Raw genomic sequence first — 19,000 nt, 5'->3', positions numbered from 1 at the left:
CTAGTTGGGAAGTTGTAGTTAACGCCCCTTATCTACAATGGCTGCTATCAGCTCGAAACTGCGTCTTCAATGACATTGACCTGCAAGGATGCATAACCACTGTTCGAGGTTGGTATTAATCCCTACAAAGCTGCAATGTTTCTGGAGAAAGACATGCAAAAGAACACCCTCTGGTTCAATGGACTATCCATGGATGATGTCGACAAAGTCGGCGGTAAAAATGCTTCACTTGGCGAGATGGTTTCTAACCTAGCCAATGTTGGTGTATCGGTACCAAACGGTTTTGCGACAACCTCGTATGCGTTTAACCAATTCCTTGACCACGAAGGTTTGGATGAGCGTATTCACCAACTACTTGATGAACTGGACGTTGAGGATGTAGAAGCCCTGCGCAAGACAGGTGCCACCATTCGTCAATGGGTATTAGAAGCCCCGTTCCCAGCGGATCTTGAACAAGACATCCGCGATAACTACAAAGAACTGACAGATAATCACCCTGAGATTTCTGTTGCTGTTCGCTCTTCTGCAACTGCAGAGGATCTGCCGGACGCGTCATTTGCTGGTCAGCAGGAGACGTTCCTAAACGTAAAAGGCATTGATGCAGTCTTAGAAGCGACTAAGCACGTTTACGCTTCTCTGTTCAATGACCGTGCAATTTCATACCGCGTACACCAAGGCTTTAACCACCGAGGCATCTCGCTATCGGCAGGCATTCAACGCATGGTGCGCTCGGACAAAGCCTCTTCTGGCGTTATGTTTACCCTAGATACAGAATCTGGCTTCGATCAGGTCGTATTCATCACCTCTTCTTGGGGCTTGGGTGAAATGGTGGTTCAGGGTGCAGTTAACCCTGATGAATTCTACGTTCACAAGCCAATGCTAGAAGCGGGTCAATACCCTATCGTTAAGAAGACGTTTGGCTCTAAGCAGATCAAGATGATCTACTCAAATAGCCAAGAGATCGGTAAGCAAGTTGAGATCATCGATACCTCTGTAGAAGAGCGCAATGCCTTCTCTCTGAACGATGAAGAGATCAAAGAGCTGGCAAAACAGGCAATGATCATCGAGAAGCACTACCAGCGTCCTATGGATATTGAGTGGGCAAAAGATGGTATCGACGGCAAACTTTACATCGTTCAAGCACGCCCTGAAACCGTATGTTCTCAAAGCGAGCAAAACGTAATTGAACGTTACGAGCTAAGCAACAAAGCGGACGTTTTGGTTGAAGGTCGTGCAATTGGTCAACGTATCGGTAAAGGTCCAGTACGTTTGGTTGACTCTCTAGACCAAATGTCATTGGTCCAAGACGGTGATGTACTGGTTACAGACATGACTGACCCAGATTGGGAACCAGTGATGAAGAAAGCCTCTGCGATTGTTACAAACCGTGGCGGTCGTACTTGTCACGCAGCCATCATCGCACGTGAACTTGGTATTCCGGCTATCGTTGGTTGTGGTGACGCCACCAGCAAACTGACTGACGGTGAGACCGTAACAGTATCTTGTGCTGAAGGCGAAACGGGTTACGTTTACCAAGGCGAGTTGGACTTCGAAGTGAAACGTTCTGCGGTTGATGAGCTTCCACTGCTACCAACCAAAGTCATGATGAATGTGGGTAACCCAGACCGTGCATTCGACTTCGCTCAGATTCCAAACGAAGGTGTCGGTCTTGCGCGTCTTGAATTCATCATCAATAAGATGATTGGTATTCACCCGAAAGCGCTGCTGAACTTCGACGCACAAAGCGACGAGCTAAAAGCTGAAATCACTGAACGTATCCGTGGTTACAAAGATCCAATCGACTTCTACGTTAGTAAGCTAACAGAAGGCATTGCGACCATCGCGTCAGCATTCTGGCCAAAGCGCGTCATCGTACGTATGTCTGACTTCAAATCCAACGAGTACAGCAACTTGGTCGGCGGTAAAGGTTACGAACCGCATGAAGAAAACCCTATGCTGGGCTTCCGTGGTGCATCTCGCTACATTTCTCCAGTGTTTGAAGACTGCTTTGAGCTAGAAACTCAGGCAATCAAGCGCGTTCGTAACGAGATGGGGCTGAAAAACGTTGAAATCATGATCCCGTTCGTTCGTACACCGAGCGAAGCGGCATCGGTTATCGACTTACTTGCTAAGTTCGACCTACGCCGTGGCGACCAAGGTCTAAAAGTCATCATGATGTGTGAACTGCCATCAAATGCCGTACTTGCTGACGAATTTTTGAAGTACTTCGATGGCTTCTCTATCGGTTCAAACGACATGACTCAGCTTACACTTGGTCTTGACCGTGACTCTGGCGATGTTGCACACCTATTCGATGAGCGTAACCCAGCGGTGAAAGCCATGCTACAAATGGCGATCGATGCGGCCACTAAAGCAGGCAAATACGTTGGTATCTGTGGTCAAGGTCCATCAGACCACGATGACCTTGCAGAATGGTTGATGGAACAAGGCATCAGCTCTGTGTCATTGAACCCAGATACGGTTATCGATACCTGGCTGAAGCTAGGTAAAGTGAGCAAATAAGCCACTCTACTCTGTCGATAATATGGCCCTCAAGCTCCTGAGTTTGAGGGCTTTTTACTTTGTCTTAATTATGTCAAACCTACGTGAGTTCGTGACAGCAATCCCAACCCAATAAGCTGATCAATTCTCCCTGTTAAAATTTTCACCTAGAATAAAAGGATATGATTTCATAAAAGAACGGACCTATGAAAAAGCCTCTTGCTCTCATTACCGCATTAACGCTTCTTGCTTCTCCCGCTTATGCAGACTGGGATGACATTTCCAACAGCCTTTCAGACCTAGGAGATGCCGTCTCTGACACCGCTAAAGAAACTTGGGACAGCACCAAAGCCTTCTCCAAACAAGCTTGGGAGGACTTCACCAATTGGTCAGAAGATGCGATTAACACCGCTGGCGAGTGGACCGACGCAAGCATTGAAACCAGTAAAGGTTGGATCGATGAAGCGGACAAGAAGATCACCGAACTGATGGAAGGCGATACACCTCAAGAAGCACGCCAAGCGATTGATCTTATGGCGGATAGCACACTTCTCAAACTGTTCAATGAAGAGCCTAAAGCCAAAGCACTGTACGACAAGGCATACGGCTACGCGGTTTTTGATTCACGCAAACTATCGCTGATGTTCCATACCAACTCGGGCTCTGGGGTTGCGGTCAACAAGTCCACAGATCAACGTACTTATATGAATATGTTTGGTGCGGGTGTCGCCCTTGGCGTTGGTGGTAAGTTCTACCAACAGGTCGTACTGTTTGAAAAAGAAAAAGACTTTAACACCTTTGTCGAAGAAGGTTGGGAAGCATCAAGCGAAGCTTCTTTAGTCGCTGGTGAGGACGGCGAAGAAATGACAGCGCAATTCAACAGCGGCGTAGCAGTATATCAGCTAAACACCACAGGGTTATTAGTTGATGCAAACGTTTCTGGCTCAAAATACTGGGTGAATAAAGAGCTAACCGATTCACAGTAATCTCTGAGTGACAATGACTTATTGATGGGGAGCACAACGCTCCCCTTTCTGATCACTTTGGGATATCAGCCTATTGCGTTATGCTTACCCCAACCTTTATCGAACTCCCGAATCACCATGCCCAGCGACGCATTCAACACTCAGCTTGCAGAAACAATATCTGCCCTTAACTCACCAAGATTTACGCCTAAACTCATGCGCGTGATAGCTTCACTACTGAGTTTTGATTGCGCAGTGATCCTCGGCTACCGCGAAGGCAAACACCCTATCTATCTGTATGATTCGATTGAAAATGAACGCGAGCTACTGTTCCAGCGTTATCTCACGACTTCTTTTCAAAATGACCCGTTTTATCAAAAACTTAACGCTAACAAAGAACAAGGTATCTTTACGCTCAAAGACGTGGTGAGAAAAGATGTCGCGCGCAACGATCTCGATTATCAAGCCTACTGCGAGCAGTTCTACCATCAAACTGGCTGGAAAGATGAAATCAGCATGTTGGTCGAAATCGAACCGACACGTTGGGTGATGTTCTACTTCGGTTTTATGCAGGACGATAAGCGCTTCACCAAGCCTCAAGTAGCCAAGCTCAAATCTTACTTCGCCATTATTCAGTCTTTGTGCCGACAGCACTGGAAACAAACCGAGTTTACGCTCGCCGAGCCAGTTTTCAGTCCTACCACCTACTCGGGACAAATGCGTACTGCAATTGAATCCGCTCTGGCATCTTTTGGCGAAACTGTCCTCACTAATCGAGAACAAGAAATTGCCGCATTAATCGCGCAAGGCTATGACAGCAAAGAGATTGCAACGCAGCTAGATGTCGTAGAAGGCACAGTCAAGAATCACCGTAAACGCATTTACGCACAACTGAATGTGGCGTCTTTAAGCGAGTTCTTTCAGTTGTTTCTCAACCACCTGATCACTCAATCAAGATAACAAACTGTCCCTTTAGGGATATATCTCGATTCCGCATCGCCTTTTAATCTGAATACAACCGAACCAGATAAAGATAAGACGATGACACTGATTGAAGATTTACAAACTCGCGGCTTGATTGCCCAAGCGAGTGATTTAGACCAAGTTCAACAACTGCTTTCTGAGCCACAAACCTTGTACTGCGGCTTCGATCCAACCGCAGGTAGCTTGCACATCGGTCACCTTGTTCCACTTATTATGCTCAAACGCTTTCAAGATGCAGGACACCAAGCCATCGCCCTGATTGGTGGGGCAACGGGTATGATCGGCGATCCAAGTTTTAAAGCTACAGAGCGCAGCTTAAACTCAGAAGAAACCGTAACAGGCTGGGTAAAAGATCTGTCGAACCAAATTCAACAATTGATGAATAACCAAGTCAGCAAGCCAATGATCATGGTAAACAACGCAGATTGGGTGAAGCAAATTAACGTGATCGACTTCTTCCGCGATGTGGGTAAACACTTCTCCGTGAATACCATGATCAGCCGAGAGTCGGTTAAGCAACGCTTACAACGCCCAGACCAAGGGATTTCATTCACCGAGTTCAGTTACGCACTGCTGCAATCTTACGACTTTGCAGAATTAAACCGTCAGTACGACTGTCGCTTACAAATCGGTGGTAACGACCAGTGGGGCAACATTGTTAGCGGTATTGACCTTACTCGCCGTCAAAATGGTGAACAAGTATTTGGCTTAACCTTACCTTTGATCACCAAATCCGATGGCACTAAATTTGGTAAAACCGAAGGAGGTGCAGTGTGGCTGGATCCAAGTAAAACCTCGCCTTACGCCTTCTACCAATTCTGGTTATCCGCGGAAGATGCCGATGTTTACCACTTCCTACGCTACTACACCTTTTTGAGTTGCGATGAGATTGCAGCGATTGAAACACAAGACAAAGAGAGCAAAGGCAAACCGCAAGCACAGCGTATCTTAGCGGAACAAATGACAAGCTTTGTTCATGGCGAAAAAGGATTAGCAAGTGCAGAACGAATCACTCAAGCGCTATTTAGCGGTGATGTGCAGCAATTGAGCTTGAGCGAGCTAAAACAGTTGGAACTCGATGGCTTACCGAGCATGCAAAGTGCTGAGCAAGACTTGGTTGAGCTTCTGGTTGAATCCGGTCTAGCCAGCTCAAAACGCGTTGCTCGTGAGCTAATTGGCAACAACGCCATCAGTGTGAACGGCGAAAAAATCGATACAGAAAAACCAAGCTTGAACTTCCCACTGTTCGACCAGTACTGGTTGCTTCAACGCGGTAAAAAGCACTTCTGCTTGGTGAAGCGTCTCGAAGGTTAATCGCTCACACTAACTACCGATAATCTAGCTAACTTAACTAAAACGCGAGCCAAAGTGCTCGCGTTTTAGTTTTCCTATTTTGTGAAGCTAAGAGCTAACTTGAGCGCAGATGCCCGCTATAGTGTTGTTCTTCAAAAACAACAACATGACCAAAACCATGATCAGACACATTCTACTCATCAAATTTAAAGCTTCTGCCACCAGCGAAAAAATTCAACAATTACGAGAGCTATTCGAAACCATGCCAGCGAAAGTAGAAGGCGTAAACGACGTTGAGTGGGGCTTAAACAACAGCCCAGAAGGAAAGAACAAAGACTACACGCACGCCGTGATGATGACATTTGCTGATGAAGTAGGTCGTCAGAATTATCTGCCTCACCCTGAGCACGACGCCTTGAAAGAAGTATTTAGACCTCTGCTTGAAGACATCATCGTATTCGATTATGAGATTTAGTATCGGCTATTCATTCCAAATCGGTGGGACATATCATCATCCATACGTCCTCCCTTCCAGCCGCCAGAGCCCAATAAATTCAACACATCTTGCGCGTTGTAGTCACCACCTTCGAAAAAATCATTGGCGACATCAGTGCGCAGAGACTGAATTTCAGCAGCTTCTTCTGAGTTAAGCGCTTCAGGGTTAGCATAAAGCGCTAAAGCAATGTGTTGTTGGCGCTTACTTAACTCAGTTGTACTGCTCTGAACTTGACCAATAGAAAAGTAGTCACGACTGCCATAGCCCTTTATTAGCCTTGCAGACAGTAATTTAATGACCTTTTTGATTCGACGGCGTTGGATAACTCTCAGCACATTAATTCCCTATTTCTATTTGATGACAAGTGACGGTTATCAAAAGTCGCGTTATGTTTTGTGCATAACCTTGTGATGCTTTAGAGTGTCACGGTTTAATACAGTGTTCAATAAGCATGGAGCGCCAGAGTGAAAATTGACGATCTCAAACTGTTCATTAAGGTGGTGGAGTTAGGTAGCTTTACCGCCGCAGCCAATGCGCTGGACCTACCACGTGCGAATGTAAGCCGGCGAATTGGAGAGTTAGAACAATCTCTTGGTGCACAGCTATTTCATCGAACAACACGCAGTTTATCGCTCACCAACAACGGCGAGGCATATTACGAGAATCTGCAAAAAGCACTCACTATGCTCGACTCTGCAAATGAGCAAGTCAGTAACGATACCAATGAGGTCCGCGGTCGAATCAAGCTCGGTTTATTACCTGAAACCGATGAACTAGTGCGCCCTATTCTGTTCGACTTTCACGATCAATACCCTCATGTTGAGTTAGATATTCGTAATATCAACAACGGCTTTCATGATATGTTCCAACAAGGCTTGGATATTGCCTTTCACGGTGGTGCACTATTCGACTCAGATATTGTGGCACGCAAACTGCTGACGCTCGACCGATGCTTGGTCGCCTCCCCGAGCTACCTACAAACCCATGGAACGCCGGAAACGCTAGAGCAATTAAAAACGCATCAATGCGTGTGCTTCCGTTGGCCAAATGGCGACATTGATAATGTCTGGCACTTTCAAGAACAAAGCGTACAACTCAGTCCCAAGCTTATCTCGAACAACATCGGTTTTATTAAAAACGCCACCATCTTAGATCGCGGCATTACTTTTATGCCTAAACTACTCGTAAAACGTGAATTAGAATCGGGCACTTTGGTCCAGTTATTGTCACAGTATTCGGTAACAGAAGAGTCTGGCTGGCTACTCTACCCTCAACCTAAAACCCTAAGCCAAGCGAGTCGATTACTTATTGAGCATCTAATTAAAGAAATCCCCAAATTGGTTTAGATACATTATTGTCTCATTTTTTGAGACAGTGAGTCTCAAAGTCGAGTAATTATCTGAACAGCGTTCGATTGTATGATGGCACCAAAATTAGGGAGCCATCTTATGAACCGTCTATTCAAAACCACAGCGTTAAGTGCAGCGACACTCGCGCTGCTTGGTTGTAACCAAAACCAAACCACATTCGCCGAACCTGAATCTCCTCGACCAATACAAGTCGTCGAAGTAAAGGACAGCAACTCCGCCTCAAGCAAATCATTTAGCGGCATTGTTCACGCCAAAGAAAGTGCTTCTCTTTCTTTTCGTGTACCAGGCACGGTAGAAAGCGTTTTGGTGAAGAAAGGCGATCATGTCGAGAAAGGGCAAGTCATTGCTACGCTTGACCCACACGATTATCAAGTCTCATTAGAAGAGCTACAAGCTCGTATGCTGGAGGCAAAGTCCGCACATAAACTGGCGAAAGCGGAGCTTAAGCGCGTTAAGCAAGCAACTGACGATAATGCCATTGCTAGCGTTAATTTAGACCGTGCCATCAGCGGTTATGAACGTAGTCTATCCGCTGTCAAAGTGGTAGAAAAAAACATCCAGCGAGCGGAAGACGCACTGACTTACACCACATTACGCGCACCATTTTCTGGCAACATTGGTGAAGTCCGTATTGATGCTTTCGAACAAACCCTGCCTGGCGTGAGCGTGGCTACGATTCAGCAAGATGGGCAATGGGAAGTGGATATCAATGTGCCAGAAAATATGGTTCGACAGTTTAACCTTGGTCAATCTGCAGCACTTTCTTGGTACGGTGCTGAGCAAACCTACAGTGCAAAAGTCGCCGAGATTGCTCCGAAAAAGCATTTAATCAAGCAAACTTATCCTGTCACGCTAGCGATCGATTCTATTTCTAAAAACTTGTTCAATGGTAAAGCGGTTACGGTAACGACTTCGTTCCAGCCGAATCAATCAAGCCACTGCTTCCCATACTCTGCCATTTTGGGCGAAAAAAAGACCCTACACGTCAACGTGGTGCGAGATGCTGTCGTACACAGTGAACCCGTTAACTTGCAATCCATCGATTCTCATCAAGCTTGTGTTTCCGGCGATTTCCAACAAGGTGACTATGTCGTTATCAGCGGAACTCACTATCTCAAACCAGGCGATAACACGCCAAACCTAACCATCAAAACGCTATAGGTTCAAACCATGATCAATTTAGCCGAATTCGCGATAAGACAGCGTACTTTCGTGTTGTTCTTCATCGCCTTAAGTGTGGTGGCGGGTATTTACTCCTACTTCGACCTAGGGAAATTAGAAGACCCAAGCTTTACCGTTAAAACCGCTGTCGTGGTGACCTTGTATCCGGGAGCATCGGCTCAAGAAGTCGAACAGCAAGTGACCGATACTATTGAGACTAAGCTGCAGGAAATGGCAGAACTGAACCGATTACGTTCATTGTCTCGTCCTGGAATGTCGATGGTATTTGTCGATTTGAAAGAGAGTCTCAACTCAAAAGCGTTGCCTCAGCAATGGGACTTACTGCGACGTAAAGTGAATGACGTGAAGCTACAACTGCCTTCTACGGCACAAATCAGCATAGTGCAAGATGAGTTTTCTGAAGTGTACGGCATGCTTTTCTCTATCCACAGTGAAGACGCAGCACCAGAAGAATTACGTCGTTATGCAGAAGAGCTTCAGCGCCAAATTAAGGCAGTAAAAGGCATCAAAAAGATCGAACTTCACGGCGTACAGCCGCGTGTCGTGCACATCGATATGCCTGATGAACGTTTAGCACAATACGGCTTATCTGTTGCGCAAGTGTGGAACCAGCTCAGCACACAAAACATGACCTTTGAAGCGGGGAAATTCGATGCAGGAACCGAGCGTATTCGCATCACGCAAACCAGCGAGTTTCAATCACTAGACGATATTCGCAACTTGGTAATCAAAGGTGGCGTAAGTGAACTAGGCACAGGTCTAATTCGCTTAGGTGACATCGCCGAAGTGAGTATGGGATACCAAACTCCCGCGCTGACAGAAAGTCGATTTAATGGTGAACCGGCCGTGACTTTGGCGGTGAGTCCTGTTGAAGGCATTAACGTTGTGTCATTGGGCGATACCATTCGTGACATTATCCATAACTACGAGCAAACATTGCCGCTCGGCGTCGATATTTCTACCGTCGCTTATCAGCCAGAGGAAGTACAAAAAGCCATTGATGACTTCGTGGGCAACCTACTGGAAAGTGTCGGTATCGTATTCGTGGTGCTGCTGGTCTTCATGGGTTTTAAAAGCGCAACGATTGTTGGCTCAAGCTTGTTGCTAACAATCTTGCTCACGTTGATTTACATGAACATCGCGGGAATTGATTTGCATCGTGTCTCGCTAGGTACCTTCATCCTTGCGCTAGGCATGTTGGTAGATAATGCCATCGTGATCACTGACATGATGATCGTGAAGCTGAGCAAAGGCATTGAGCGCACTCGTGCTGCTATTGATTCAGTCAAGGAAACGGCGGTACCACTACTTGGTGCCACCATCATCGCCATCATGGGTGCAAGCCCAGTATTGTTTTCGAAAACCGACTCGGCTGAATTTGCCGGTTCAGTATTCTACATTGTTGCTTCATCGCTGCTGCTGTCTTGGCTGGTTGCCATGACCTTCACCGTATTGATGTGTTGGATGTTCATCAAACCAACACCCGCGGATGAAGATGCCAAACCAAGTCGATACAAGCAATTAGTGTTTTGGACAGTCGACAATCCGATGAAAGCACTGACGGCATTGATTCCGCTGATTTTAGTGACTGCATTTGCCGTGCCCTATGTAGCGGTAAACTTCATCCCACAATCGGATCGCCCTATCGTGTTCCTAGATTACTGGCTACCAAATGGCGCCAAGATTGAACAAACCTCAGCAGACATGCACAAAGTCGAACAGTGGCTGCTCAAGCAACCTGAAGTAGAAAGTATTTCTAGCTACATGGGCGCAAGTGCACCTCGATTCTCTGTGACTGTAGAACCCGAACCATTTGATCCCGCATATGGTCAGATTTTAATTAATACCAAGGATTACGCAGGCATCAGCCAACTTGTTGAGCGTGGTGATAAATGGCTGCAGAACACATTCCCGGACGCAGAGCCCCGCTTTAGAGCGCTGAAGCTCGCAACCTCGGACAAATACGCAGTCGAAGCTCGCTTCTCAGGTCCAGATGAAGTAGTACTGCATCAGCTAGCGGATCAAGCAAAAGCCATTTTTGCTACTCATCCTGATGCAAAATACGTTCGTGATGACTGGCGCCAAGAGAGCAAAGTTCTCAAACCCATCATCAATCAAGACAAAATGCGTCAAGCTGGTATCAACCGTGCGGACATCGCCTTTGCTTTGAAACGCGCTTCTGACGGCATGCCTTTGGGACAGATGAATCTCAATGATGAGCTCATTCCAATTCAACTGCGTGGCACTTCTCAAAACATGGCGTCACTGGAAACATTACCTGTACGTTCACTACTGGGCATGCACAGCGTACCTCTTGGTCAGGTGGTTGATGGCTTTGAGTTAGTACCAGAAGAGAGCATGATTTGGCGTCGTAACCGAGTAAAAACCATCACTGCGCAAGCGGGTGTCGCACGTCACTCGACACCTGCGACAGTAAGAAATGCTGTGAAAGATCAGATTGAAGCCATTCACCTTCCTGCGGGCTACAGCTTGGAATGGGGTGGAGAGTTCTACGACGAGCACAAAGCTGTTACGGATATCTTCAAGCAATTACCGAAAGCGATGTTAATTATGGTGATCATTTTAGTCGCGATGTTTAACGGCTTTAAACAACCAATCATCATTTTTGCGACTTTGCCATTGGCCGCAACGGGCGCAACCTTTGCTTTGCTTGGCTTTGATAAACCATTCGGTTTTATGGCATTGATTGGTGCGGTAACGCTGACTGGGATGATCATTAAAAATGGCATTGTATTGATGGATCAAATCGAACTAGAGCGAGCAAATGGACGCGCATTAGTCGATGCCATTAAGGAGGCTACCGTCAACCGAACGATGGCGATTTCTATGGGGGCATTAACAACAGCCCTTGGAATGATTCCGCTGCTGTCAGACCTATTGTTCGACCAAATGGCAGCAACTATTATCGGTGGCTTGGCAGCAGCGACAGTATTGTCATTGTTCATCATGCCGGCACTGTATCGCTTGGCATACAAAGAAAAGCCACAAACAACCCACACTGACGCCAAACTGAAGGAGGCGTAATCATGAAAAAGTTCGTTCTTGCGCCACTTGTATTGGCAATGAGTTTATCCGGTTGCGCTGTTGGTCCCGACTACCAAGCGCCAACCACAAGTATGGCTGAAACCTATCTTCATGCTGAGCAAAGCAACGTCAGCCAGGTTAGCGAAAAAGAAGCCTTTTGGTGGACGGAATTTAATGATCCGACGCTGAACGATTTAGTCCTTGATATGCAAAGCCAAAACATCCCGTTACGAGTGGCAGCAGAGCGCATCAAGATGGCTGAGAACTACAAAACCGTTGTAGAGTCATTCAAAGTACCAACCGTTAATATTGGCGCGGGTTACTTCAACTACCAACTGAGCAAAAATGATTCTCTGCTGGGTCCTGCACTCAACCCGATTGGTGATTCAGCAGCAGGTTTACCGCCGCAGATTGGCAACACGACACTATTAGATAATCAACATGATGGCGTTTTTGCTGGTGCAAGCATCGCATGGGAAGTGGACTTATTTGGGCGTCTTGAGCGTCAATCTAATGCGGCAAAGATTCGTGTAGAACAAGCTGAAATCTATCAGAGTGGGCTCACCACATTGCTCACCGCTGATTTGATCCACAACTACTTACAATATCAAGGTGCAACAGAACGTCTCGCGTTGGCAACATCCAACCTAGAGGACCAACAAAAAACCATGGATTTGGTCGAAAAGGTGGTTCGCAGTGGTTACGGTTCCGAGCTCGATTTAGCCCAAGCTAAAGCAACATTGGCAGCAATGGAATCCATCATCCCTCAATTGGAAATCGCACAACAAGCGCACAAGCATCGCATTGCGGTACTACTTGGTGAGCCTTTATCGAAAGTCGAGATACGACTCGCTCAGTCACAAACAGTACCTACCATGCAAAACGTGGTGCCGATTGGGCTGCCTTCTGACTTGTTGCAGCGTCGACCAGATATCCGCATTGCGGAACGTGAAATGGCTGCCATCAATGAAGAACTCGCAGCCAGTGTGGCCAATCAATATCCGAAGTTCTTCTTAACAGGGGCGCCAGGTGTTTCTGCGTCTAGCTTTGATGACTTATTCAGTAGTGATTCATTTGGCTGGGTAGGCTCAGCAGGTATCAGTTGGAATGTATTTGACGGAGGTCGTGGTGAAGCGTTAGAGAAAATCAACCAAGCTCGTTTTGAATCCGCCACCTTGGCTTACCAACACGCCGTTGATTCCGCATTTACAGAAGTAGACTCGACCCTATTTGCTTACGGAAGAAGCCAAGAGAACCAACGCCGAATTGAAGAAGCGCTGGAGGCAACGGACAACGCGGTTAGCAAAGCGAAATCACTCTATCGCGCAGGTTTAATCGATCACTTATCCGTCCTTGATGCACAGCGACAAAAACGCATGATGCAAGACCGTCAGCTTGCTGCCAAATTGCAAACGGCACAAGTTACCGTCGCACTCTATAAATCATTAGGCGGTGACTGGGCGTTGGAACAACCACCAAAACAAGACGGTAAGTAACGCGTTTTTGTAAAAACGGTTTTGGGGAGAGGATCAGATTCATCTGAGACCTCGAATCTGCCCTCTCCTCTTTTTTATATAAAGTCGCGCATTGATACGCATTTCCTATAGTTAAAAGGATTGAAATCAGAGAGTAAGGAAGGAACTCCCTCATGATGACACTAATTTTTGTACTATTGTTAATCGCGATGCTCAGTGCATTTTTAGGCAAGAAAGCGATGGGTTATGCCTTCTTTGCTTCCTCCGTGATCATTGGGCTGTATTGGTTCAACCACCATGCAACCGACCCTCTAGCTATTTTGTTGTAGGGGGCGTTGATATGAATCGCAACTATTTGGCTTTACTCAATACCCTCGGATTACTCGGCATGACCGCCGTGTTGTTAATTGGTTTTGTTCTGCAATTTGTACTCAATGAACTGCCTTGCCCATTGTGTCTGTTACAACGCATTGGCTTTGTCATGATCATGTTCGGCTTTCTACTGAATGTGGTTTACGGTCCGCACGCTCGACATTATGGCGTGGTTCTAATTGGCGCACTTTATGGAGTAGCCACATCGCTAAGACAAGTCTCACTGCATGTCATTCCGGGAACGCCTGGTTATGGTAGCCCTATCTTAGGTATGCATTATTACACTTGGGCGTTTGTCTTGTTCGTCGCGACTATATTTGCGGTGGCGGTCATCCTTATGCTCACCAGTAAAGAAGAGTCACCGGAACCTTACCAAATGAGCAACCTTGGTCGAATTGCTTGCCTGTTGGCTATCTCCGTTGTCGCACTTAATGCCATCGGTACATTTGCCGAGTGTGGTCCATACCAATGCCCTGATAACCCAGAAAGCTACTGGCTATTTAATTAGGGGCTTTTTGAGCTGATTCGACGAGGAGTCATGCATAGGTTAACGCAGCCTTGTATCACTCCTCTTTTCTATCTGTCATGGGAATACCATACTCAGAGTAATCCGACTTGGTTCAAATTCATTAGTATGCAACTGGATGTCATTCAAACATGTCAGTATGTTTAGAGGTAAACGTACCGATTAATTCTCTCATCATGTTTTATTAGAACAGGAGTGGTTATGAACTTTGTCGACGGTGTATTACAAGTCGAATCCTTTCTCGCGGTGACTCTTGGAATCATCGTTTTATTCTTAGGTAGGCGATTAACGCAAGCGAGTACTTTCCTCAAAGAATTCAGTATTCCAGAACCGGTTTCTGGCGGTATTTTGGTGTCCGTACTGTTTGCGGTGATTCATTACGTTACCCAAATTGATGTCCAATTCGATCTCGCGACTCGTGACCTACTCTTAGTGTATTTCTTTACCACCATCGGCATTAACGCAAGCTTGCAAGATCTGTTTAAAGGGGGAAAGCCTTTATTAATTCTGCTTTCGGTCACCATCGGCTATATGTTGATTCAAAACCTTACTGGTATCGGAATCGCCACCATGCTCGGTCAACCAGAAGCGGTTGGCTTGCTAAGTGGCACAGTCTCATTAATTGGTGGGCATGGCACTGCTATCGCTTGGTCACCAAGAATTGCAGAAATTTTTGACCTAAATACCGCCATGGAAATCGGTATCGCTAGCGCGACATTCGGTTTGATCTTAGCAAGCTTAATGGGAGGACCTATTGCTAAGTACCTGATCAACAAACACAACCTCAAACCCGCGAAAGTTGAAGAGATGGATGTCGGTACCGCGCAAGATGAGCCTCAACCCTCGATCAATGCCTATGACTTTTTAGACGCGATGTTAGCGATTCATGTATGTATTATCTTAGGTGCAATCTTGAATGAAGGCGCCAGCAGTTTAGGGTTAGAGCTGCCATTGTTCGTAACTTGTCTGTTTGCTGGTATTCTTATTTCTAACCTGATTCCTGCTTCTTACCCGCGCCTAACAGGAACGCGCTGGCCGGCTAGAAAACCCGCGGTTGCATTGATCGCAGATATGGCGTTAGGAGCATTTTTGGCGATGTCACTGATGAGTATGCAACTATGGGCTTTGGTGGATTTGGCAGGACCGATTTTCATCATTCTTGGCGCACAGTTTCTTGTCGCTATTTGTATCGCGATTTTTGTCGTTTTCCCTTTGATGGGAAAAAACTACGATGCGGCGGTGGTTTGTTCTGGTTTTGGTGGAATTTCTCTTGGTTCCACTCCAACGGCGATGGCAAATATGTCGGCAGTCGCACAGAAGTACGGTAACTCTCACCAAGCATTTATCATCGTGCCTTTAGTCTGTGCGTTTTTTATCGACTTAGCCAACGCACTGATCATTCCATACTTCATCAATTGGATTGGATAATTAAAACGCCATCTGGTTAAAAAGAGGACACTTCGGTGTTCTCTTGCTTTATTCAAGCAAATATTGCTACCACTTCCCCCCTCACTAAGTTGTATAATGTTGACCTTGAAATATTTTGTTACGAACTCTGTAACTCTTGAGATGAACATGAACAGCAGCAGATGGGTAGGCCTTTCAATTGGCACCCTCTTTTTAATCGGAACCCTTATTCTTTTTGGTTCGACCGTACACGCCTCTTGGTACAAGATCCCAATGGAAGCCGTGAATGGCATTGCTTTTACCCTGTCATTCGGCTTAGGGCTGAATCACTTGTTTGCCTACATTTCTGCGTTTATTACCCTTGCAGCCTTATTCTATCTTGGTTATGCAATAGGTTACCGTATCCACCAAAAACTCAAGTAGACATCTCAAACTTAAGACTCATTTTCATCACCCCGCATAGTACTTAAGTACTAGTTTTTCCTCAATAATTTACCGGTTAACGCACTTTTTACGCGGACATATTGAGATCGGAGCATTTTCCCGAAAACCGTATAGTTTTATGCAACCCCGCCTCATAGAATAGTTTATAAAAACGGCAGTAGGTATCGAGCAACTATATGAAATGCAGTGTCGCTTGCAGACGAGAAAAACGCCCGAAAAAGCATATGCGCCTCGCATTTCCTTATTTATGCGGGGCTGGTTCTATGTTTCTCTCGTCCTCCATCCACACTCAACCCATACAGAATCCTCTCTCTGACTGCCCATTATTTGCTGTTCCTTTGAGACATAACTATGGACAGAACGCAGTTCACCAAAATTTTTACGCGCTACTATATGCGCTCCACAAGTCTTGGGATTCTTATCACCTTAGTCGCTTGTGCAATCAGAGGGGTTGATTATGTTGTATACCTTCCTTATATATTTTCCGCGATGGTCTGTTTTGCCTACCTTTGGGTGGGCAAATCATTTGCACTCGAGCAAAAGCATCAGTCTGTTGTCATCGCTCTGATCCTCGGCTACACCCTCACTTTTTACCTGTATTACTTCTTAGGCGGGCACTTTCTCTTCTCTTCGTTAGTCACCGTGAATCTCCTTTTAACCCTGATTGAGTTTGGCGTATTTTGGTCGGCACTCACATATGTCTTATCAATGGCAATCTGCTTTAACATTGATTTGATAACCGCAGGTAATTACCTGTTTAAACTACAGGGTTTAAGTGAGTTCTCCATTCGGAGCACGTTTCTTTACTTGTTCAATCTCTTTATTTACCAAGGCTTGCGCTCCATCGAGTGCTATTGGTTTAGCGCCTGGCAAACGCAATATGAACAAGTTGAAAAACTAGAAAGACTGCTCGAGATTGACGAGCTAACAGGGTGTTATTCCCGATTCAAAGGCAATCAGTTGATCGAACAACAGATACAACGAGCTCAACCGTTTACTCTGTTATATATCGACTTAGATGGCTTTAAATCGGTGAATGACGAATTCGGTCATGACGCCGGAGACAAAGTACTACAAATCACCGCCCAGCGTATTTTAAACCTACTCAGTGGTGGTCAGTTCGCAACAAGGATAGGTGGTGATGAGTTTATTGTTTGCCTCCCTGAGCTAGAAAGTACAAAGGACTTAGAACAATTTCAGTCTTCGCTACACCAAGCGTGTAGCGCACCTATTTTTATCCATTTTCAAAACGTTCACATCGGTTTGAGTGTTGGTATTGCACGTTTCCCTTATGAGGGCAATAGCAGCGATTCCTTAATCCAGCACGCAGACCAAATGATGTATCTCACTAAAAGATCAAGAACATAGATTTGCGACTCATACCGAGTCGTTTCAAGCAATCAAAAATATAATGAGTTCAGGACGTAGATATATGGTTAGCAAGTTAGAATTTTCGCATGCTGTTGCAACAATTCGAAAGGAGAGAGGTTTAACTCAAGGTCAGTTGGCAGACGAGTTAGCACGGAGTTACAGTGCTTTTGAAAGCTTAAATCAACCTACATTAAGTCAATGGGAAAGCGGAAAAGTCACACCGAGTTTATTAAAAAGGCTCGCCTTCTCTCATTATATTGGTGAGCAATATCAATATACCTCAAGCGAGTATAAGCGCGTTAAAGCCTCGCAAAGTAAAAACATTTATTTAAGCTTTAAAGACATTGTTTATGAGTATCAAGTCACCGATGTAAAGAGTTGCTCACTCAATCAAATAAGCGCGTCGGAGTATCAACAAATTGATGCAGTCCACAAGCAGTTAATCACCCCAGGCGGTATGGCAGATACGCTCAATCAATTTGATGAATCTTCAAGTAAGGTACGCCTGTATTACTGTAAAGGCATGTTAGTCGGACACCTTATTTATCAAGAGCTGAGGTCTGAATTTAGGATTCTAAGCTTATGGCATTTGGGGCGCTCTATCCTGAAGTTTTTAGTCACCGATATCATCCAAGTCATGGGGAATGCGGTTGTCCACTTTCCGGTTCATGAACCCGTGGTAAAGCAACTTTTATTCGACATTTTTATACGGGATTTCTATCACCATCGGCGAGTCACGTACTTCAAAGCACCCGCCACTCAAATATTTGAAAACCCAATGGTTAAACACTGCTTCGATGGATTCTTAGATCTTGTTTTGTATCGCTTCCATCAAGTAGGAAATGAATTTATGCAGTCTCGACAGGAGGCCCACTAATGATGAATAACAATCCAACCACCAACACCATCTTATTATTCACTTGCAACAACATTCAAGGAAGAGGCTTACAGACGACAATCGAACAACAGCTTGGTCAACCAGTCCTCTTGGCTAAAGGATCAAGTACTGATCTTCCTGTTTATCGCGATGAACACTATGTTGCTATTGTCGACAGTTCACTGCCAGATCTCTCTGGGGTTAAAGTCGTGCTCAACGAGCTCGATCACGTTGATGCGACCGTTTTGGTTAATGCCGAACCTAATTTGGGCATCGAGAGTCTGCTCTCTTGGTCGAACTTAAAAGGTCTGTTTTACTTCGATGAAGATTTTGACAAGGTGATTCGAGGATTAAAAGGTGTTGTGAATGGTGAAAACTGGCTCTCACGCGACATACTCAATCGTTTAGTGAGCTATCTTGTAAACTTAAACCACTCGGTTGCTGAGCTCGACACGAAACTCGAAATTGAGCTAACTCGACGTGAAATGCAAGTACTTACAGCGCTTTGCCAAGGAGGTTCTAACCTCGATATCGCCGACTCGTTGTTTGTAAGTGAGCACACTGTGAAGTCGCACCTCTACAGTATCTTTCGCAAACTTGAAGTGAAGAATCGAATGCAGGCGATCACTTGGGCAAAACGAAACCTGTTCTAAATCAAGCCGTTCTCAGGCTAAGAAATCAAAAGGGAGCA

The 19,000-nt window shown here is 45.6% G+C and carries 17 protein-coding genes; 16 read left to right on the top strand and 1 reads right to left on the bottom strand.

Annotated elements, in window-relative coordinates:
• Window positions 1-153 precede the first annotated feature (153 nt).
• The 5 genes from ppsA (at window position 154) to MHO32_RS14630 (ending at window position 6,219) form a co-directional block, all read left to right on the top strand.
• Window positions 154-2,523, top strand: coding sequence for a phosphoenolpyruvate synthase (gene ppsA / locus MHO32_RS14650; protein WP_038898784.1), 2,370 nt, complete (start codon window positions 154-156; stop codon window positions 2,521-2,523).
• A gap of 185 nt (window positions 2,524-2,708) precedes the next feature.
• Window positions 2,709-3,488: a hypothetical protein gene (locus MHO32_RS14645; RefSeq protein WP_005451293.1), complete on the top strand. Its 780-nt coding sequence runs from the start codon at window positions 2,709-2,711 to the stop codon at window positions 3,486-3,488.
• A gap of 117 nt (window positions 3,489-3,605) precedes the next feature.
• Window positions 3,606-4,427 carry a LuxR family transcriptional regulator gene (locus tag MHO32_RS14640; protein ID WP_050908775.1) on the top strand — a complete coding sequence of 274 codons (822 nt, stop codon included), beginning with the start codon at window positions 3,606-3,608 and terminating at the stop codon, window positions 4,425-4,427.
• Between the two features lie 81 nt (window positions 4,428-4,508).
• Complete coding sequence (tyrS, locus tag MHO32_RS14635; protein ID WP_239212722.1) at window positions 4,509-5,765, top strand: tyrosine--tRNA ligase; 1,257 nt, start codon at window positions 4,509-4,511, stop codon at window positions 5,763-5,765.
• Between the two features lie 157 nt (window positions 5,766-5,922).
• Window positions 5,923-6,219 carry a Dabb family protein gene (locus MHO32_RS14630; RefSeq protein WP_443088419.1) on the top strand — a complete coding sequence of 99 codons (297 nt, stop codon included), beginning with the start codon at window positions 5,923-5,925 and terminating at the stop codon, window positions 6,217-6,219.
• Here the strand turns inward: MHO32_RS14630 and MHO32_RS14625 are convergent.
• Window positions 6,216-6,575 (bottom strand): DUF6559 family protein, encoded by a 360-nt coding sequence (locus MHO32_RS14625; protein ID WP_009697199.1) that lies wholly within the window; start codon window positions 6,573-6,575, stop codon window positions 6,216-6,218. The genes MHO32_RS14630 and MHO32_RS14625 overlap by 4 nt on opposite strands.
• 129 nt (window positions 6,576-6,704) lie before the next feature.
• Between MHO32_RS14625 and MHO32_RS14620 the strand changes: the two genes are divergently transcribed.
• The 11 genes from MHO32_RS14620 to MHO32_RS14570 all read left to right on the top strand — a co-directional run bounded on the left by MHO32_RS14620 (window position 6,705) and on the right by MHO32_RS14570 (window position 18,962).
• The gene (locus MHO32_RS14620; protein WP_009697200.1) at window positions 6,705-7,586 is read left to right on the top strand and encodes a LysR family transcriptional regulator; all 882 of its coding nucleotides are present in this window, start codon (window positions 6,705-6,707) and stop codon (window positions 7,584-7,586) included.
• 102 nt (window positions 7,587-7,688) lie between these two features.
• The gene (locus MHO32_RS14615; RefSeq protein ID WP_239212720.1) at window positions 7,689-8,771 is read left to right on the top strand and encodes an efflux RND transporter periplasmic adaptor subunit; all 1,083 of its coding nucleotides are present in this window, start codon (window positions 7,689-7,691) and stop codon (window positions 8,769-8,771) included.
• Between the two features lie 9 nt (window positions 8,772-8,780).
• Entirely contained in the window at window positions 8,781-11,837 is a 3,057-nt protein-coding gene (locus tag MHO32_RS14610; RefSeq protein WP_239212709.1) for an efflux RND transporter permease subunit, read from the top strand.
• Window positions 11,838-11,839: 2 nt separating this feature from the next.
• A complete protein-coding gene (locus MHO32_RS14605; RefSeq protein WP_061066231.1) occupies window positions 11,840-13,333 on the top strand; it encodes an efflux transporter outer membrane subunit in 1,494 nt (497 codons plus the stop codon).
• 152 nt (window positions 13,334-13,485) lie between these two features.
• A complete protein-coding gene (locus MHO32_RS14600) occupies window positions 13,486-13,641 on the top strand; it encodes a DUF5993 family protein (RefSeq protein WP_005451278.1) in 156 nt (51 codons plus the stop codon).
• Between the two features lie 11 nt (window positions 13,642-13,652).
• Window positions 13,653-14,192: a disulfide bond formation protein B gene (locus MHO32_RS14595; RefSeq protein ID WP_009697204.1), complete on the top strand. Its 540-nt coding sequence runs from the start codon at window positions 13,653-13,655 to the stop codon at window positions 14,190-14,192.
• A 219-nt stretch (window positions 14,193-14,411) separates the two neighbouring features.
• Window positions 14,412-15,638 carry a sodium/glutamate symporter gene (gltS, locus tag MHO32_RS14590; RefSeq protein ID WP_239212707.1) on the top strand — a complete coding sequence of 409 codons (1,227 nt, stop codon included), beginning with the start codon at window positions 14,412-14,414 and terminating at the stop codon, window positions 15,636-15,638.
• A gap of 147 nt (window positions 15,639-15,785) precedes the next feature.
• Window positions 15,786-16,040 carry a hypothetical protein gene (locus MHO32_RS14585; protein WP_026000163.1) on the top strand — a complete coding sequence of 85 codons (255 nt, stop codon included), beginning with the start codon at window positions 15,786-15,788 and terminating at the stop codon, window positions 16,038-16,040.
• 372 nt (window positions 16,041-16,412) lie between these two features.
• Window positions 16,413-17,429 carry a GGDEF domain-containing protein gene (locus MHO32_RS14580; RefSeq protein ID WP_009697206.1) on the top strand — a complete coding sequence of 339 codons (1,017 nt, stop codon included), beginning with the start codon at window positions 16,413-16,415 and terminating at the stop codon, window positions 17,427-17,429.
• 64 nt (window positions 17,430-17,493) lie between these two features.
• Window positions 17,494-18,309 carry a helix-turn-helix domain-containing protein gene (locus MHO32_RS14575; RefSeq protein ID WP_005451271.1) on the top strand — a complete coding sequence of 272 codons (816 nt, stop codon included), beginning with the start codon at window positions 17,494-17,496 and terminating at the stop codon, window positions 18,307-18,309.
• Entirely contained in the window at window positions 18,309-18,962 is a 654-nt protein-coding gene (locus tag MHO32_RS14570) for a LuxR C-terminal-related transcriptional regulator (protein WP_005451270.1), read from the top strand. Before MHO32_RS14575 ends, MHO32_RS14570 begins: the two co-directional genes overlap by 1 nt.
• Window positions 18,963-19,000 lie beyond the last annotated feature (38 nt).

Origin of the sequence: Vibrio sp. MMH1-50 (genome assembly GCF_022347645.1) — a bacterium.
In the GTDB taxonomy this organism is placed as follows: Bacteria; Pseudomonadota; Gammaproteobacteria; order Enterobacterales; family Vibrionaceae; genus Vibrio; species Vibrio harveyi.
This window is presented reverse-complemented; position numbering and strand designations above follow the sequence as displayed.

Coding starts and splice junctions, on each gene's coding strand:
- MHO32_RS14580 (WP_009697206.1), top strand. CDS start 16,413: ATGGACAGAACGCAGTTCACCAAAATTTTTACGCGCTACTATATGCGC.
- MHO32_RS14595 (WP_009697204.1), top strand. CDS start 13,653: ATGAATCGCAACTATTTGGCTTTACTCAATACCCTCGGATTACTCGGC.
- ppsA (WP_038898784.1), top strand. CDS start 154: ATGCAAAAGAACACCCTCTGGTTCAATGGACTATCCATGGATGATGTC.
- tyrS (WP_239212722.1), top strand. CDS start 4,509: ATGACACTGATTGAAGATTTACAAACTCGCGGCTTGATTGCCCAAGCG.
- MHO32_RS14615 (WP_239212720.1), top strand. CDS start 7,689: ATGAACCGTCTATTCAAAACCACAGCGTTAAGTGCAGCGACACTCGCG.
- MHO32_RS14605 (WP_061066231.1), top strand. CDS start 11,840: ATGAAAAAGTTCGTTCTTGCGCCACTTGTATTGGCAATGAGTTTATCC.
- MHO32_RS14575 (WP_005451271.1), top strand. CDS start 17,494: ATGGTTAGCAAGTTAGAATTTTCGCATGCTGTTGCAACAATTCGAAAG.
- MHO32_RS14640 (WP_050908775.1), top strand. CDS start 3,606: ATGCCCAGCGACGCATTCAACACTCAGCTTGCAGAAACAATATCTGCC.
- MHO32_RS14600 (WP_005451278.1), top strand. CDS start 13,486: ATGATGACACTAATTTTTGTACTATTGTTAATCGCGATGCTCAGTGCA.
- MHO32_RS14585 (WP_026000163.1), top strand. CDS start 15,786: ATGAACAGCAGCAGATGGGTAGGCCTTTCAATTGGCACCCTCTTTTTA.
- MHO32_RS14610 (WP_239212709.1), top strand. CDS start 8,781: ATGATCAATTTAGCCGAATTCGCGATAAGACAGCGTACTTTCGTGTTG.
- gltS (WP_239212707.1), top strand. CDS start 14,412: ATGAACTTTGTCGACGGTGTATTACAAGTCGAATCCTTTCTCGCGGTG.
- MHO32_RS14645 (WP_005451293.1), top strand. CDS start 2,709: ATGAAAAAGCCTCTTGCTCTCATTACCGCATTAACGCTTCTTGCTTCT.
- MHO32_RS14570 (WP_005451270.1), top strand. CDS start 18,309: ATGATGAATAACAATCCAACCACCAACACCATCTTATTATTCACTTGC.
- MHO32_RS14630 (WP_443088419.1), top strand. CDS start 5,923: ATGATCAGACACATTCTACTCATCAAATTTAAAGCTTCTGCCACCAGC.